Origin of the sequence: Xenorhabdus bharatensis (assembly GCF_037996705.1) — a bacterium.
Classification (GTDB): domain Bacteria; phylum Pseudomonadota; class Gammaproteobacteria; order Enterobacterales; family Enterobacteriaceae; genus Xenorhabdus; species Xenorhabdus bharatensis.
Genome location: NZ_JBBMXG010000002.1, coordinates 224,534 through 238,274, shown reverse-complemented (window position 1 = coordinate 238,274; position 13,741 = coordinate 224,534). Strand labels below are relative to the sequence as shown.

Sequence of the window (13,741 nt, the reverse complement as noted above, 5' to 3'; positions counted from 1 at the left end):
CTTATGAGTTATAACCGTCCAGTGCATCACGGATTTCTCGCGCCAGCACCTTAATGACAGCGGTCTTGTTGTAGTCCAGCGCCGGACGGATAAAGGGACTCGGCACCTGTTTGATCGTGCCCATTTCCTGTGCTAAGGCTTTCATCCGGTGAGCTTTGGTGGGGCCGACGGTAATCATCACCCCGCCCGGGTATTTCTTCGATTTCGTGGAGCGGGTTTTGATATTGTCCCGCAGATGTGGCTCTTTACTCTTGGAGTCATACCCCGCATGAGCCTGCATGTCTTCCTGCACGATTTCCATCGCCGTTTTACCGGCTTGACGCAGAACTTTAGTCTGAAGATCAACCTCCAGTTCCTGCAATTTGCGCCCTAATGCCTCGAGGCCGGACACGCTGGCACTAATCATCTGTGACCTCCGTATAGGCAATGATAAAATCACGGGTGATCCGGTAACGCTTGCGATTTTCAGTCAGCTCTTCCGCCTCCTGCTGCAAAATCCCGCGTGAAATGGTTTGCACCGGATAACCACCGAGCAAGCCATGCTGGACGGATTCCCATGCTGAACGGATTTTCGCTTCCAGTCGCAGGGCCTGGGTGTAATCATTCAGCACCATAATACTGATTTGGAAGCGCGCTTCGATTAACGGTGAGGACACCAGCCCAAGAGTAAATCGGGGATCGCTGATACGCTGGTAGGTCACACCCTCTAATACTGTCGAAGGCAAGATCAGCGGATAAACCGGCAGGCCCGTTATCCGTTCTAAATCGGCTTTCAGTGCAGGTTCAATCATGACGGACATCGGCCTCCGTGGTCATTATCGTGCGGTCGACACGATTACGGTCAACAGTGCATACCGTGAACCGCCGATCCTGATGTTCAATCAGCCAACCCGGCTGGATATCACGCCGGGGCCTGACGGTAAATTGCTGGACCTCGATCACCTGTTGTTGATCGGCTGTGCGGATCTTTCGGTTAGACACGGCCTCGACTTTTGCCCAGACAGTGGCGACAGTGCTGTGGCTGAACATTTCTGCACCCAGTTCGTCTCGATGGATAACCGGACGAAGTAACCGGATGCGATGACGCAGTTCTCCTGCTTTCATCGTGATTCTCCTATAACGGAATAAAACGATAGGGTTCCAGCAAAACCTGAAAGCCCAGCGGCAATGACTGGCCGTCCCGGCTGTCATACCAGAATCCCACGGTCAACATAATCGCCAGTGCCACATCATCGGTCACGAGCAAGCCATCGGGATCATCCTCCGGTACCGCGCTCTCATACAGGCGACGGTTCAGGTAGCTTTCTGCCCGTTTGATGGCGGCACGGGAATAGGTGTTTAGTAAATCATCGTCGGCGGGGTTATCACTGTCGAGTCGACACTGTTGCCGAAGCAGGTCAAGCGTGGGGAATGGCATATGAACTCCTGATAATTACGCCTTACCTTCTGCCACTTTCAGCAATTTCACGGCGTTACTGTCCACCAGCAGCGCACCCACCCGTTTGGTGGTATAAAAGTGAATAAACGGCTTGTGCGTGTAGGGATCGCGCAATATACGTACCCCAAGACGATCCAAAATGGTATAGCAGCGTTTGAAGTTCCCGAACGCCATTGGCACGGCACCTGCCCCCAAATCGGCGAACTGCTCATTCTCGGCAATACCGTAGCCGAGCAAGGCGGAAGGTTGCCCCACTTGCAGGCCCGGCTGCCACAGGTAGTTGCCCTGACTGTCTTTCAGGGTGCGTACCTGAAACAGCAGGTTGTTGTTCATCATGAACTTTGCGCCGGTGCGATACGGTTTACGCAGCGTATAGATCAGCTGCAGTATGTCGTCGGCGGTGATCTCGGTCGGCTTTTTCAGCAACCGATGCTGCAACGTGCCCCATTTGCGAGCTTTGTCTTCCTGCGCATCACTGCCGTAAGCTAATAAGCCTTTCGGTTTATTTTTGCCGTCACCGTGGGTAAACGCACGCTCCTCCTGCTCAGCAAACTCTTGTGTGAGTTCAGAAGAAATAAAGGTGTCCACATCGAAAAAGGCATCATCCAGCATGGTCTGGGTCGCGGCAGGGTTGCCGTAAATTTCGCCCCATGTCGGCTCGATGGGCATCAGCTTCGGTGTTTGCGTTTCCGGGCGCTCATCGGTTTCGCCCACCCAGCCACTGTTCGTGCCGCCCTGATTCACCAACCGCTTGAAGTTCGGGCTGCCTACGGAGACTACGTGACACTCAGCACGCATCACCACTTCGTCTTTCAACGCGCTGATAATATTGCGATCCAATTCCTCCGGCACGGCATAGCCGCCTTCAGGATCGACCGTGGTCTGCATGGCTTTTTGCTCCAGCGCGGCCAGCCCCTCTTCCTTGCCCTTACGGAGAAACTGAGCAAATGCCGCTTTATGCTCACTCACTGCGGGCGTATTGCTACCGCCTGCCGGACGTTTCAGCCCCGCCAGCTCCTCTTCCAGCGCGGTTTTCAGGGTATCCAGCTCAGACAGTTTGCCATTCAGCGTATCCACCTGCTCGGACAACTTCCCTTTCTGGGCTTCGATGGCCTCAATGCGCTGATCGTTCTTCTGCCTGAATTCATCGAAACGCTGCTGAATTTCTTGCGCAACCTGTTGTACCTCTTTGACTTCAATCGCCATCAAACACTCCGGTTAGTTAAAATGTAATGATTTCAGGGCCGTTAATGCCAAGGCAGTCTCAGCATCAGGCAAAGACAATGCGCCGTATCCCTCCGCCATAAAGGCCTTAGCCTGAGCGCGGGAGAGTCCAACATCGCGCAGAACCCGTTCAATACAACTGGGATTGGGGATATCACCCCGGGCCAAGGCGGATTTCACATTGCTCACCCGCGCATCCTCGTTAGCGGGAAAAGTCACCAGACTGACTTCCCATAAATCGAGATCTTTCAATAAAAAAGCCTGCTTTGTTCGGTCATATTCTCCGTCTTTCAGGGTGTAACCGATCGACAAACCAGAAAGTGATCCAGCTTTCATGTGGGCATACGCCCGTTTTGCCAGCGGATCAGCTTCGATCAACAATCGCCCTTTGAGATACAGCCCAGTCTCGTCTTCTTTCATGTCGGTATAAATCCCGATGGGTTCATCCATCCGGTGCTGCCAGAGCAAGGCAGGCAGACTGCCTTTTTCACCCCATTGTTTCAGCGTATTGGCGAACGCACCGGGTAAGACAATATCATCAACGCTGTCTTTGAGGCCGAACACAGAGCCGTAGCCCTCAAATTCGCCGGCATCGTTGACCGATTTGATTTTCAGCGGCATATCAAGTCGTTGTTGGGTGATCATTGGCATGATTTTCTTCCTCTTTTTTCGGCGCTGGTTCAGGTTGCGTGGTCATGTTCATCGGTGTGAGATAAATATCACCGCCCTCGCGAGGATTCAGTTCTTCCAGCGCCCGGCATTCGTTCGGGGCATAAATCCCCCAGTTAATACCGGTGGCATAGGCTTCAAAGCGGGATTTCATATCGCCACGCAGTAAAGCTCCCGTGTTAAACTTGGCATAGAACCGCCCCTGTTTAGCAGTTTTGACCAGTCCGGCATTAATACGTTGTTCAATGCGGGTGAGGTACGGCACCAGCGAGTAATTAATAAACCCGATCCCCAGATTTTCAATGTTGTTAAAGGTAGCGCGATCAGTGTTCTGCACCATATGCAACGGCACCCGGAAAATGCGGCAGATTTCCTCCAACTGAAACTTACGGGTTTCCAGAAACTGTGCATCTTCTGCCGATAAACTGATTTGATGCCATTTCAGCCCCATCTCCAGGATCATCGGCTTATGGGCGTTGACCAGCCCCTGATGACGGGCTTCAAAATCCATTTTCAGACGCTGATAGGCTTCCTCTTTCAAGGCTTGATCCGTTTGCAGGACACCGCTGGTCACGGCCCCGTTGCCAAACAATCGAGAACCGTGTTCTTCGGTGGCCAGTCCCAGCCCTATCGCTTGCCGGGCGTAAGTAATCGGGCTTAACCCGGTCAGACCATCCAGTGTAAAAATGCGCACATGCCAGAGTTCATCCTGTGTCAGCGTCCGGTTTTCACCGCTCGGGAAGGTCACCTGATAGTCCGGCTGCCAATCTTTGTTGAGTTTTGCCGTGACACTGCCTGGATCGAGAGGCAGTAACTCCACCACTTCCCCGAGCGCCTTCACTTTGTAAGCATAGAAGTTACCGCGCAGGCACAGGCAGGCAATGAGCAACTCCCAGAACTCCTGCGGTGTCATATAATGATTGGGCTTGATCGATAGCAGTTGATGCAGCCGCTCTTTAACGGCACGCCGGTTGCCGCGTTCTAATTGCTCATACACCGAGCAGGGCAGCATGCCGACCGATTCCGACAGCACCCGCACACAACTGAACACGGCAGTGAGTTGCATCGCTAACTGTGGACTGACCCGCCGTCCGCTGTAGGTATCATAGGACAGGCCGATCAGTTCACTTAAGTCACGGGCAGTCATGGCATCGGCGGATTTGCGAAATAAGCCGGGGAAAAACATCAGATCTCCTTATCGGGTTTCTGGCTCAACATGCGTGAGACCCCATACGACCAGCCAAGGCATAACACACCTGCCACCATCAATCCCGCAGCCGGCAACAGCCGCCATGCGCCGTAAGACAGCAGAGCGCCGCCGGCCAGACCGACCAGCGGGGCAGCAATGATTAGTAATTTCATGGAAAAATCTCAGAGTGAGCGAACACCGTGGGAGATCAAATGATCGGAGAGACTGGGGGCTGCGTGCAAAATCGCTCGCCCCATCGCCATCATCAGCGCCACTGCGCCATCAATTTTGCTGTCTTTCTGCTCTTTAATCGGGCGCACAATATCATCATTACCGCCCATCGTTTTCCCGACCACATTACCGATACACCATGACATAATCGGGTGACCGTCATGATGAAAACGACCGGACTGGATAGCCGCCTCCAGCGCTTTCATCGGATCGCTCATATGCGTGAAATTCTGGGTAACGATGATGGGATTAATACCCTCGTCTGCCAGTGCGTGAGATAAGCCGGTGGCCCCGAAGGGATCAATCGGTGCCTCATTAACCGGGTTCAGGTGACAAGCGAGCTTGGCTTCTTCAAGAATGTAGCGGTAATCCACTTCGGCACCTTCCGTCACGGTCAGCAGATCCATTTCCACCCATTTCTGAAAACGCTCAGCACTGCGCCGATTTTCGTTCTGCTCCACACGGTAAACCGTGTCATACGGCACCCAGAACCGTGGCGCAATACTGTAGAAATGCTGTTTGCCGTCAATCTCACGCGAAAAAAGCCGCGCCATACTGTTCATATCCAGCTTGCGGGCGAGGTCAAAGGCCAGAAAACAAGGCTGACCCTCGAATTGATCCAGTGTCAGTGAGGTGTCTTCACACTGTTTCCAGCTCACACTATTAAAATAAGCCTCACGGGCCGATACCCAGATATTCAGGTGTTTGGTCTTGAATACGCTGGCTAAACGCGGGTTATTCAGAGCGCGTTGTTGCTGGCTCAGCAGAAAATCAGCATAGACTGAGACCCCCATATTCGGATTGGCCTTGCGCAATACGTCCGGTGAGGTCCAGTCATCCCCCTCGTCCACGGTATAGATCATGCCGAACAATTCCTCGTTGGGCACATTGCCGGACAGCATTTCGATCACCTCGCGCCGCTTGTCATAACACGGGCCTTCAATGTTATAACCTGCCGTGGTGATCGCCCACATCAGCGGCTGTCGCCGTGCGCCCATTCCTGTGAGCATAGTGGTGTAGAGATCATCGGTATCATGCTCGTGGTACTCATCCACAATCGCACAACTGGGTGACTGCCCATCCCCGGGATTGCCGATCAGCGGCTCAAACCGGGCTCCGTCTGCCGGACGATTCATATTGGAAGCATTCACTTCAATGCCGAATGCCTCAATCAGCAAGGGCGTGCGCTTGCACATCAATCTCGCGGGACGGAACACTTCCCACGCCTGTTTCTCCGTGGTCGCGCCGGAATAAACCTCCGCGCCGAATTCGTCATCACAGGTAAAGCAATAGAGGGCAACGCCGGCTGAAATGGCGGATTTGCCATTTTTACGGGGAATTTCGGTATACACTTCCCGAAAGCGGCGTAACCGGCTGCCTTTATGCACCCAGCCAAAGGCTGAGCAGACAATAAATAACTGCCACGGCTCCAGTGTGATCAGCATCCGCTTAAACGCCCATTCACCCTTGGTGTGCGGCAGGAGCTGGATAAATTTCGCGGCACGTTCGGCCAGCGCTTTATCGAACCGATATTTGAATAGCGTGCTCTTTTCCTGATTCAGATTATCCAGATGCCGCTGACAGGCCTCTCTGACGTAACGACTTACGTCAATTTTGCCGCGCACCACATCACGGGCATATTGGTTCGCCGCATTGACATTCAGGTAAGATTTACGGCTCATGATGCAATCATCCTCATAAACGGATTGTCCGTTTTAGCCTGACCTGCCGCCCCCATCAGACGCTGACGGCTGCTCGGATCGAGTCCCAACATCGAACCCGTCGTATCCATTTCAGACTGTTGTTCTTTTTTGGCAGTCAGCTCCGGGTTTTTAATTGGCCCGCCGGTTGCACCGATCACGGTATTGCCCTGCCGGGCAATATTCATCACAGCATTGCGCCAGAACTGGTAAGCCACACACCAGCGTTCCAGTACCACAAGATCCGTGACACACAGTAATCCCTGTGCGCATAATTCCTTGCTGGTCAGCGCCCACATCACCCCGGCCAGCGACATTTCACCTTCGGCAAACCAATCCGGCGGTGAAACGCTCGTCAACGGGGTAAACGTCGGTTCATCCCGGTTCAGCTTGCGTTTTCCCGGATTGCCGGCCAGTGCCTTGCGTGCCGTCGGCTTGGGGCGACGACCTGACTTGCCCGCCGTTCCGGCCATACACAGCACCTCCCGTACTTAAAAACAGTGAAAAACGCGTGATTTAAATTTCATTTTTCGCGGGGATAAAAAAAGACCCACGGTGGCGGTCCTTGTGGGCGAGAGGGGCAGCGATTTGACCCGCCCTCCCCCTATCACGATGGCATGAGCAATGGTTACAATCAGAAATTAATCTCTTCGTAATCGCTCGATCGCGGTTTTCTGCCGATGGCAGGCTTCACATAACAATTGCAGGTTGCTTAACGCCTCAGTGCCACCGTGGGCTTTGGGTTGGATATGGTCAACCGTGGAGCCGGTGACCACTCGCCCCTGCCGCAAGCAGTGCTGGCACAGAAAGTTATCCCGCTGTTTGACCCGCGTCTTTCGCTTATTCCATTGACTGCCGTAGCCACGGGCATGTCGGCTCTTGCCTTGTTGGTGATATTGCCAGCCCGTGTGGAGATGGTCAGTGCAGTAGCCGCTGCGATCGGTGGTGGTCTTGGGGCAACCTGACTTGCGACAAGCTCGGGGGATGCGTGGTGGCATGTTCTGACCTCCATATAGCAAAAAGATACTTGAGTAACGGATAAGTTGATGAGATTACTGGTACTATTAGCTCTCAACTATTAAGGAGACAATTCAGGATGAAAAAAGAGACTAAGGTTCAACTCATTGCACTTTCACAGCTAACTATATACTTAGGCTTGGCCCTCCCGGTGATATTGATACTTGGTGATTATCTCCTGAGCGATGTATTTGAAAGAATATATCGAGGAGAATATTCGCTTCTAGCCTTACTGGAATCTCGCGGGCGTATGTACCTTTTTTCTCTTTTCTTCGGTATGTTTGCAGGCGTTATCATTTGGTTTTTTCACTACAGAAAATGGATTTCTGCCATCGCCAAAGAAGCGGAACGGCAAAATACCCACGATGCCTGATGGTTCAAATCCTCATTTATATCGGATTACCACAACGAACAAGGATGCTGTTTATGTTTTGCCAATGGATTAAACTCGTATTCATCAGAATAATAAAAGGGTTTTTTACTGAAATTAGAGCGATGGTGTCTACGTTTCTCATATTAGCTATCCTTGTGGGTGGACTTGAGATTAAATTCATCTTGTTCTTTTTTGTGTTGATAGCAATCCTATATTCTCCTGAAATTTTGCGATGTCTGAAAGACAGAATAAATAACAAAAAGCGGTATTAATCAATGATTTTTTTATCGCTAACTACAGAGTGTATCTATGGTATATCGTGCAGAGTTTTGCAACATTAACAGCAAGTTTGACGAATCTATCCCACATATTGATATCAATCAGTTTACAAATAATCACACGCTGTGTGAGAAAGTCGCTATTTACAAAGAGGATCAACTCTCTCTGATTCTCAATGTTTATACAGAAGTCGATAAAGACGGCTTTCTGTTTGAACAATGTTTTAAGGAAATCTTAATCGGTGAGCAAAAAGTTGCCATATTACATGGTCGACATGTCCATTTATTCGACATAAAAACTAATTGTACGGTGAGTCTATTTCTAAACGATTATGCAGGGCATTTATATTCAGTTCCTGACGTCCATTCTACAGCACTCAGTAATAACTTTCTTGTTACATCATTCGCTTATACATTCTTTGTTAATATTCATACGGGAATTATTTGGAAGTCCCCAAGATGCGCCATTGATGGAGTAATAATAAACGATATTAGGGATAACATAATTTATGGCTCTGGTGAATGGGATCCGCCGGGGGGTTGGCGAGACTTCTCTCTATCGCTCCGAGATGGAAGTTTTATTGCCTCTGATTCTTAATGTATCCGCAATCTCAGAATCATTTTCCTCTGGAGTGCATCACTGGATTAATACCATATTTCATCGACATTGATTCCTCACATATTCCTGCAAATAGCTTAATTTTGCCCGGTCGTTGATGATGCTTTCTCGGATATCGAGAACAGTTGATCCAGTTTCTCCAGTGAGTTCGACGGAGGTTGGAGTGCCCATGCTGCCGGAGGCAGTGGTTTCTGACAAAGAACAGCTGGCTTGGATGCGCAACTTGCGACGGCCAGCGGCAACATCAGCCCGAAGAGTGTCGATTTCAGTCTTGGCATTGGCAAGTTCCTGAGAATGTTTGGTGTCCAATTCATGCAGCATGTCAATATGTGTGTTCTGGTAGCTAATGGTGTCAGTCAGTTGCTGAATTTCAGCTATCTGGTCATTATTAATACCAATCTGTTTCTTATACCCAGAGCGGTATAATAAGGCTGCAACTGAAGCAATAATCAACGCAATAACAATGCCGGAGGTGAAATTGAGCTTCATGATAAAAACATCTGGCGTTCAGATTTCCGACGATTATCCAGCCCACGCATAACCTTGCCTGCCGCTTTATTCCAGCGGGAGAACTCTACTGCTGCACCTGAATAATCACCTTGATTGAGTTTCTTCAATAAAGTGGAACCCGAAAAGTTACCGCTACCACAATTGAAGATAAACGAGCATAGAGCATCGAATTGGCTTTGGCTCAAAGGAACTTTAACCAATCTTCTTAAGGTGGTGTATATAGGTTGGAGATCATCATGCAGAAATGCTTCGGCCTGCTGTTCTGTAATCACATCCCCTTTTTTAACCCCTTTTGTATGACCGTAACCAATGGTCCACAGAATACCTCCGGTTGCAGGGTCAGGGTAGGCTTTCAGTTTCAGGCCTTCATACTGTTTGATGCACTCAAGGCCTTTATTGCTGATTTCCATCAGAAGATACTCCTGCTCTTTTCTCTGCCACCTTACGCAACAATTGACCGATAAAGTCTGTCCCCAAGTAACCCATCACCACACTGCCGATATAAGCTAAGTCAGGATTCAGACCAAACAGATTTAATACATCACGAATGAACCAAGCAAACATGGCACATATAAAAGCATCGATAGAGACTTTTAACCAACCGATACCGTTATAGCGACCTCGGAGAAATGCCATTGCCCCGGCGAGAGTTGCACCGATACCTTGTTCTTTTATTGAAACAAGCCAGTCACCAAGGTGTGCCCAAATATCAGGATTTTCTTTCATCTTTATATTCCACCATTAGAGCAATTGATACCCTTGGGGGAAATAGGTTCCCCCTGTGAGTTACAGTTAATAGAATAAAGTTGCCTGATATAACTCAGGCAGACTGTTCCGTGCATACCAGAACTGTTCAACAGCATGTTATAAAATACTAACTGCAATAGGATATATTGAAATTCTGGTAGAAATTGTGATGGCAAAAATGAAAAAACCATACCGGATGAAGCATAGTCTTGAATTTAAAGTGCATCAGTTTGAATTAATACCAGTTACAGTAGAAACGCTTAGTTTCACCCGTTTTCATTAATATTTCGCTTAATTTTTCCCTATCTTTTTTGGTTTTATCAAAACTATATAAAAATCCGTAATTGGTATCTGTTTTCTCATTATCCCATGGGGATCCAACCCCAAGATCATAGGTTGTATTGTTCACTTTAATATAAAGATCCTTCTTAAATAACTCTGCCACTTTTTGAGAGTTAGATTTATCAAAAGACACAGAAAAATGAATATAACCTATAGATTTATCAGAATGGAATATTAAAGAATTTTTAATATCTGTTTTATTTTTGATAATTGTTAGAACCCCCATGGATTTGTCATACATATCACCTACTCTATTTTCACTCAAATATCCATAATACCCAGATTTTTTGTCAAAGGCTGAGTTAAGATCGAAAACTAACATATCATCTGACTCAGATTCAGGCTTTGCCTTATCTTCCACCAGTACCCAATCACACGCCATCATATCTTCCTGCGTTGGCTGCCACGGTACAAAATTACCGTGTTCATTGCGCAGATCAATGTGAGTCAAATAATCATATTTAGTCCCAACAGCAACTCCATCAACGGCATAAGCGCTATCTTTTTCCACGGCTAAATTATTTACACGTGGAGTGATAGCTAGATACATCTCATTATTTCCTTGGCAATTCACCCAAACAGAACGGGTAACGCGCTTGCGTAGTTTTAATTGAATCAAAGCCCAAGAAAAAGAACCCACCGGTGCAATAAAACAATCACAGTGATATTGTTTTGGATCAAAGGGGCATTCATGTTCAGGCTTAATAAATTCAGACATACTATTTCCTTATATTTATAAATAATGGGAAGTTAAATTTAATCTTTAATTTCCACCTGCTGTTAAACAGAATGAATATATTAATAAATTCTTATGATTGAATATATCTATTCGCCTTGTATGGTCATTTATACAATCCACTGAAATCCATTTCATTTATTTATAAACAATTTGATTTCCTGTTCCGTCTGCTTAAACCGTTCCTCTTCCAGTTCCACGCCCAACACACGACGATTGAGTTTCAACGCCGCTTTCAGTGTCGCCCCAGAGCCCATAAAGAAATCGGCCACCAGCTCACCTTCCCGGCTGCTGGACTGGATAATATGGGCCATTAAATCAGCCGGTTTTTCGCACGGATGCTTGCACGGATAATACTGTACAGGAGCAAAATGCCAGACATCGGTATAAGGCACGTCTGCCGTCACTGTGAACGAGCGGCGCATTAAACCGTATTCCTGCCGCAGTTCGTCATACTGACGCGACAGGGTTAAATGGGAGTCCACCAGCTCAGGATACGGAGTATTCAGTTCGCCACGCTGGTGCTTTTCTTTGGCGATACGGTCAAACAGTCCCTGCAACTTTTGATAGTCCGTTTCACTGGGTAACTGCCACTGGCTATCGCTGAACCAGTGACTGGCCATCTGCTTTCCGGTGGCTTTGTGTATGGCTTTTGCTGTGATGCCTAACGCTTTGCGGGCATCACGAAAATAATCCACCAGCGGTTTAAACACCGACTGTTTCAGTTCCCGGCATTGTTTGAAATAGCCATCGCCTTTCGGTTGGTATGGCCCTTGGTAATGTTCAGCAAAAATAATACGTTCAGTGGCCGGAAAATACATACGCAGACTTTCTTTATGCTGCCTGCGCCACGGGCCGGACGGTTTCGCCCAGATAATCTGGTTCAGCACATTAAACCGTTCCCGTACCAGCAGTTCCGTATCCGAGGCTAGGCGCGAACCGCAGAACATATACAGGCTGCCGTTCGGTTTCAGTACCCGCCAGAACTCTGCCAACAGTTCATCCAGCCACGCAAGGTAAGCCGTGACGTCCTCCCACTGGTTATCCCAGTGACAGTCTTTCACGCGAAAGTACGGAGGGTCTGTGGCAATTAAGTCAATGCAGTTATCCGGCAGGGTTTTGATAAATTTCAGGGAGTCATCGTTGACTAAGGTGACAGGGCGTAAATCCATCCGCTTTTTTCCTCTCGACGCTGACTGTTCTCAGGAAAACGACAACACGAAAAGCCGGCATTCACCGGCTGTATTTTCACGTTCTGGGAAATAACCCCATCAGGAAGAACGTTTGAAAAACGTGTCATCGTCCCGGCTTTCCATTAAACCCGCCAGACGAAATTGGGTTAACAATAGTTGGCAACGGGGTTCAGGCAGCCCCATTAATTTAGACACTTCAGAAACAGAAAACCACGTATGCAAAGGCACGGCATCTAAAACACAGGCGGCTGTTATTGTCATATCTTCATGTTTTAACATGATAAATTTAACCCTCCGGGCAGTTTTTATGCTTAAACACACATGTAACTCTGACCAAAGACAACAGCAAGTCTTATGTTTATTTCAGGCGATAAAAAGCCCCTTTATGAACAAGGGGCTTTTTAATTCTATGTATATTGCTATAACGTCTTAACTATTTAGGACTTAGATTTCTTCCAATTTTCATAGGCTTTTGTTATTACCGTATCGATAATGTCATAATTCTGCCAAGAGTCTTCAACATGAAAGAATAATGACCAATCTTTAGCTAAGTTACCGTTGTAATCAAAAAAATACCCACCATCTTCTGTATTATAATAAGCCGATGCAAAAGCCGCTCCCTCTTCGTTTAAATCCATAATCGAGAGTTTTTCATCACAACACGCAATCAGAAAATCTCTTCCTGTCATTTCACGTTTACGAACAGCGTCCAGTTCACCTTTAAATAAAAGTTGAGGTTCTTCCCCCTCAAGGTGATGGTGAATAATCCATGCCAGAAAAAAACCTATATGTGTACCACGATTTTCACAAGGGAATTCTTGGCGTTCTTTCTGGTCATCATAGAAATCCATTCGATCAATAGACATATTTCCCTCTTTAACGGATGTAGATATAACGTGCCAATTATAAAAGGAAAATGGATATTATTTTAATAACAAAAACCCCGCACAAAGTGGTGAGGTCAACTGCCTAATAATAAGCTGTGTGGCATAACTATGATTCTTATCACATTAACATTATTTTTACGTACGTAAAGTGTTTTTAAAATGGCTGTATAAATGATTTGAATTCATTTCAGTGGGTTCTAACTGTACGTATTTATCCATGTCCAGTGAGATATCCAGCATCATTAACATCCCTTCAATAACACCTTCGGCTTTCTGTAGTTTCTTCCCTATGTGCCCGTCAGAACAGTGGTGATCATGGGCGAGTTGCATAAACGTTTTACCAAAGACGTAATAATCAAAGAGCAGGTCATGCGCCTCGCTATTCTGCTGATTCAGTTTTGCCATGCAACTGGCGATAATCAGGGCATCGTCATCACAACACTGTACGCGGGATTTCACCCGGTTCGGGATTAACCCTTTGAAGCCCGCCGCAATGGAGGACCAGTAAACTCCGTCACGATTATCCGCCACCCATGCGCCCCAGCGCTCCATCACTAACTGAATATCACGCATTCATACACTCCCCTG

The 13,741-nt window shown here is 47.9% G+C and carries 21 protein-coding genes; 2 read left to right on the top strand and 19 right to left on the bottom strand.

Features of this window, described 5'->3' with window-relative positions:
- Window position 1: 1 nt before the first annotated feature.
- The 11 genes from AAC855_RS02950 to AAC855_RS02900 form a co-directional block, all read right to left on the bottom strand.
- On the bottom strand, window positions 2-406 hold the full coding sequence (locus tag AAC855_RS02950) for an HK97-gp10 family putative phage morphogenesis protein (RefSeq protein ID WP_340608269.1): 405 nt from the start codon (window positions 404-406) through the stop codon (window positions 2-4).
- Window positions 399-800, bottom strand: coding sequence for a hypothetical protein (locus AAC855_RS02945; protein WP_422824342.1), 402 nt, complete (start codon window positions 798-800; stop codon window positions 399-401). The genes AAC855_RS02950 and AAC855_RS02945 overlap by 8 nt, the downstream gene beginning before the upstream one ends.
- Window positions 784-1,104 (bottom strand): phage head closure protein, encoded by a 321-nt coding sequence (locus AAC855_RS02940; protein WP_422824346.1) that lies wholly within the window; start codon window positions 1,102-1,104, stop codon window positions 784-786. Before AAC855_RS02940 ends, AAC855_RS02945 begins: the two co-directional genes overlap by 17 nt.
- A 10-nt stretch (window positions 1,105-1,114) precedes the next feature.
- Window positions 1,115-1,417: a head-tail connector protein gene (locus AAC855_RS02935; protein ID WP_340608128.1), complete on the bottom strand. Its 303-nt coding sequence runs from the start codon at window positions 1,415-1,417 to the stop codon at window positions 1,115-1,117.
- A 15-nt stretch (window positions 1,418-1,432) separates the two neighbouring features.
- Complete coding sequence (locus AAC855_RS02930) at window positions 1,433-2,644, bottom strand: phage major capsid protein (protein ID WP_340608127.1); 1,212 nt, start codon at window positions 2,642-2,644, stop codon at window positions 1,433-1,435.
- 12 nt (window positions 2,645-2,656) lie between these two features.
- Complete coding sequence (locus tag AAC855_RS02925) at window positions 2,657-3,307, bottom strand: HK97 family phage prohead protease (RefSeq protein WP_340608267.1); 651 nt, start codon at window positions 3,305-3,307, stop codon at window positions 2,657-2,659.
- Window positions 3,285-4,517, bottom strand: coding sequence for a phage portal protein (locus AAC855_RS02920; RefSeq protein WP_340608126.1), 1,233 nt, complete (start codon window positions 4,515-4,517; stop codon window positions 3,285-3,287). Before AAC855_RS02920 ends, AAC855_RS02925 begins: the two co-directional genes overlap by 23 nt.
- Entirely contained in the window at window positions 4,517-4,693 is a 177-nt protein-coding gene (locus tag AAC855_RS02915) for a hypothetical protein (protein WP_340608125.1), read from the bottom strand. The genes AAC855_RS02920 and AAC855_RS02915 overlap by 1 nt, the downstream gene beginning before the upstream one ends.
- Before the next feature lie 9 nt (window positions 4,694-4,702).
- Window positions 4,703-6,433: a terminase large subunit gene (locus AAC855_RS02910; protein ID WP_340608124.1), complete on the bottom strand. Its 1,731-nt coding sequence runs from the start codon at window positions 6,431-6,433 to the stop codon at window positions 4,703-4,705.
- Window positions 6,430-6,924 (bottom strand): phage terminase small subunit P27 family, encoded by a 495-nt coding sequence (locus AAC855_RS02905; protein ID WP_340608266.1) that lies wholly within the window; start codon window positions 6,922-6,924, stop codon window positions 6,430-6,432. The genes AAC855_RS02910 and AAC855_RS02905 overlap by 4 nt, the downstream gene beginning before the upstream one ends.
- 168 nt (window positions 6,925-7,092) lie before the next feature.
- Entirely contained in the window at window positions 7,093-7,449 is a 357-nt protein-coding gene (locus AAC855_RS02900) for an HNH endonuclease (protein ID WP_340608123.1), read from the bottom strand.
- A 98-nt stretch (window positions 7,450-7,547) separates the two neighbouring features.
- On the opposite strand from AAC855_RS02900, the gene AAC855_RS02895 reads away from it, so the two are divergent.
- Window positions 7,548-7,841 carry a hypothetical protein gene (locus tag AAC855_RS02895; RefSeq protein WP_340608122.1) on the top strand — a complete coding sequence of 98 codons (294 nt, stop codon included), beginning with the start codon at window positions 7,548-7,550 and terminating at the stop codon, window positions 7,839-7,841.
- A gap of 309 nt (window positions 7,842-8,150) precedes the next feature.
- A complete protein-coding gene (locus tag AAC855_RS02890) occupies window positions 8,151-8,717 on the top strand; it encodes a hypothetical protein (RefSeq protein WP_340608121.1) in 567 nt (188 codons plus the stop codon).
- Between the two features lie 60 nt (window positions 8,718-8,777).
- Here the strand turns inward: AAC855_RS02890 and AAC855_RS02885 are convergent, their stop codons facing one another.
- From AAC855_RS02885 to AAC855_RS02850, 8 genes are all read right to left on the bottom strand, one after another.
- On the bottom strand, window positions 8,778-9,227 hold the full coding sequence (locus AAC855_RS02885) for a lysis protein (protein ID WP_340608120.1): 450 nt from the start codon (window positions 9,225-9,227) through the stop codon (window positions 8,778-8,780).
- Entirely contained in the window at window positions 9,224-9,658 is a 435-nt protein-coding gene (locus AAC855_RS02880; RefSeq protein WP_340608119.1) for a lysozyme, read from the bottom strand. The genes AAC855_RS02885 and AAC855_RS02880 overlap by 4 nt, the downstream gene beginning before the upstream one ends.
- A complete protein-coding gene (locus AAC855_RS02875; RefSeq protein WP_340608118.1) occupies window positions 9,642-9,974 on the bottom strand; it encodes a phage holin, lambda family in 333 nt (110 codons plus the stop codon). Before AAC855_RS02875 ends, AAC855_RS02880 begins: the two co-directional genes overlap by 17 nt.
- A gap of 256 nt (window positions 9,975-10,230) precedes the next feature.
- A complete protein-coding gene (locus AAC855_RS02870) occupies window positions 10,231-11,055 on the bottom strand; it encodes a DUF2829 domain-containing protein (protein WP_340608117.1) in 825 nt (274 codons plus the stop codon).
- A gap of 152 nt (window positions 11,056-11,207) precedes the next feature.
- Window positions 11,208-12,245 carry a DNA-methyltransferase gene (locus AAC855_RS02865; protein ID WP_340608116.1) on the bottom strand — a complete coding sequence of 346 codons (1,038 nt, stop codon included), beginning with the start codon at window positions 12,243-12,245 and terminating at the stop codon, window positions 11,208-11,210.
- A gap of 99 nt (window positions 12,246-12,344) precedes the next feature.
- The gene (locus tag AAC855_RS02860; protein WP_099111682.1) at window positions 12,345-12,545 is read right to left on the bottom strand and encodes a hypothetical protein; all 201 of its coding nucleotides are present in this window, start codon (window positions 12,543-12,545) and stop codon (window positions 12,345-12,347) included.
- A 158-nt stretch (window positions 12,546-12,703) separates the two neighbouring features.
- Complete coding sequence (locus tag AAC855_RS02855) at window positions 12,704-13,132, bottom strand: DUF7832 domain-containing protein (RefSeq protein WP_340608115.1); 429 nt, start codon at window positions 13,130-13,132, stop codon at window positions 12,704-12,706.
- A 156-nt stretch (window positions 13,133-13,288) separates the two neighbouring features.
- Window positions 13,289-13,726, bottom strand: coding sequence for an antiterminator Q family protein (locus tag AAC855_RS02850; protein WP_340608114.1), 438 nt, complete (start codon window positions 13,724-13,726; stop codon window positions 13,289-13,291).
- Window positions 13,727-13,741: the final 15 nt, after the last annotated feature.

Excerpts from the sequence above, each read along its gene's own strand:
- AAC855_RS02915 (WP_340608125.1), bottom strand. The coding sequence starts at position 4,693 with ATGAAATTACTAATCATTGCTGCCCCGCTGGTCGGTCTGGCCGGCGGC.
- AAC855_RS02895 (WP_340608122.1), top strand. The coding sequence starts at position 7,548 with ATGAAAAAAGAGACTAAGGTTCAACTCATTGCACTTTCACAGCTAACT.
- AAC855_RS02905 (WP_340608266.1), bottom strand. The coding sequence starts at position 6,924 with ATGGCCGGAACGGCGGGCAAGTCAGGTCGTCGCCCCAAGCCGACGGCA.
- AAC855_RS02920 (WP_340608126.1), bottom strand. The coding sequence starts at position 4,517 with ATGTTTTTCCCCGGCTTATTTCGCAAATCCGCCGATGCCATGACTGCC.
- AAC855_RS02910 (WP_340608124.1), bottom strand. The coding sequence starts at position 6,433 with ATGAGCCGTAAATCTTACCTGAATGTCAATGCGGCGAACCAATATGCC.
- AAC855_RS02950 (WP_340608269.1), bottom strand. The coding sequence starts at position 406 with ATGATTAGTGCCAGCGTGTCCGGCCTCGAGGCATTAGGGCGCAAATTG.
- AAC855_RS02850 (WP_340608114.1), bottom strand. The coding sequence starts at position 13,726 with ATGCGTGATATTCAGTTAGTGATGGAGCGCTGGGGCGCATGGGTGGCG.
- AAC855_RS02885 (WP_340608120.1), bottom strand. The coding sequence starts at position 9,227 with ATGAAGCTCAATTTCACCTCCGGCATTGTTATTGCGTTGATTATTGCT.
- AAC855_RS02940 (WP_422824346.1), bottom strand. The coding sequence starts at position 1,104 with ATGAAAGCAGGAGAACTGCGTCATCGCATCCGGTTACTTCGTCCGGTT.
- AAC855_RS02860 (WP_099111682.1), bottom strand. The coding sequence starts at position 12,545 with ATGTTAAAACATGAAGATATGACAATAACAGCCGCCTGTGTTTTAGAT.
- AAC855_RS02875 (WP_340608118.1), bottom strand. The coding sequence starts at position 9,974 with ATGAAAGAAAATCCTGATATTTGGGCACACCTTGGTGACTGGCTTGTT.
- AAC855_RS02945 (WP_422824342.1), bottom strand. The coding sequence starts at position 800 with ATGTCCGTCATGATTGAACCTGCACTGAAAGCCGATTTAGAACGGATA.
- AAC855_RS02930 (WP_340608127.1), bottom strand. The coding sequence starts at position 2,644 with ATGGCGATTGAAGTCAAAGAGGTACAACAGGTTGCGCAAGAAATTCAG.
- AAC855_RS02935 (WP_340608128.1), bottom strand. The coding sequence starts at position 1,417 with ATGCCATTCCCCACGCTTGACCTGCTTCGGCAACAGTGTCGACTCGAC.
- AAC855_RS02925 (WP_340608267.1), bottom strand. The coding sequence starts at position 3,307 with ATGATCACCCAACAACGACTTGATATGCCGCTGAAAATCAAATCGGTC.
- AAC855_RS02900 (WP_340608123.1), bottom strand. The coding sequence starts at position 7,449 with ATGCCACCACGCATCCCCCGAGCTTGTCGCAAGTCAGGTTGCCCCAAG.
- AAC855_RS02855 (WP_340608115.1), bottom strand. The coding sequence starts at position 13,132 with ATGTCTATTGATCGAATGGATTTCTATGATGACCAGAAAGAACGCCAA.
- AAC855_RS02890 (WP_340608121.1), top strand. The coding sequence starts at position 8,151 with ATGGTATATCGTGCAGAGTTTTGCAACATTAACAGCAAGTTTGACGAA.
- AAC855_RS02870 (WP_340608117.1), bottom strand. The coding sequence starts at position 11,055 with ATGTCTGAATTTATTAAGCCTGAACATGAATGCCCCTTTGATCCAAAA.
- AAC855_RS02865 (WP_340608116.1), bottom strand. The coding sequence starts at position 12,245 with ATGGATTTACGCCCTGTCACCTTAGTCAACGATGACTCCCTGAAATTT.
- AAC855_RS02880 (WP_340608119.1), bottom strand. The coding sequence starts at position 9,658 with ATGGAAATCAGCAATAAAGGCCTTGAGTGCATCAAACAGTATGAAGGC.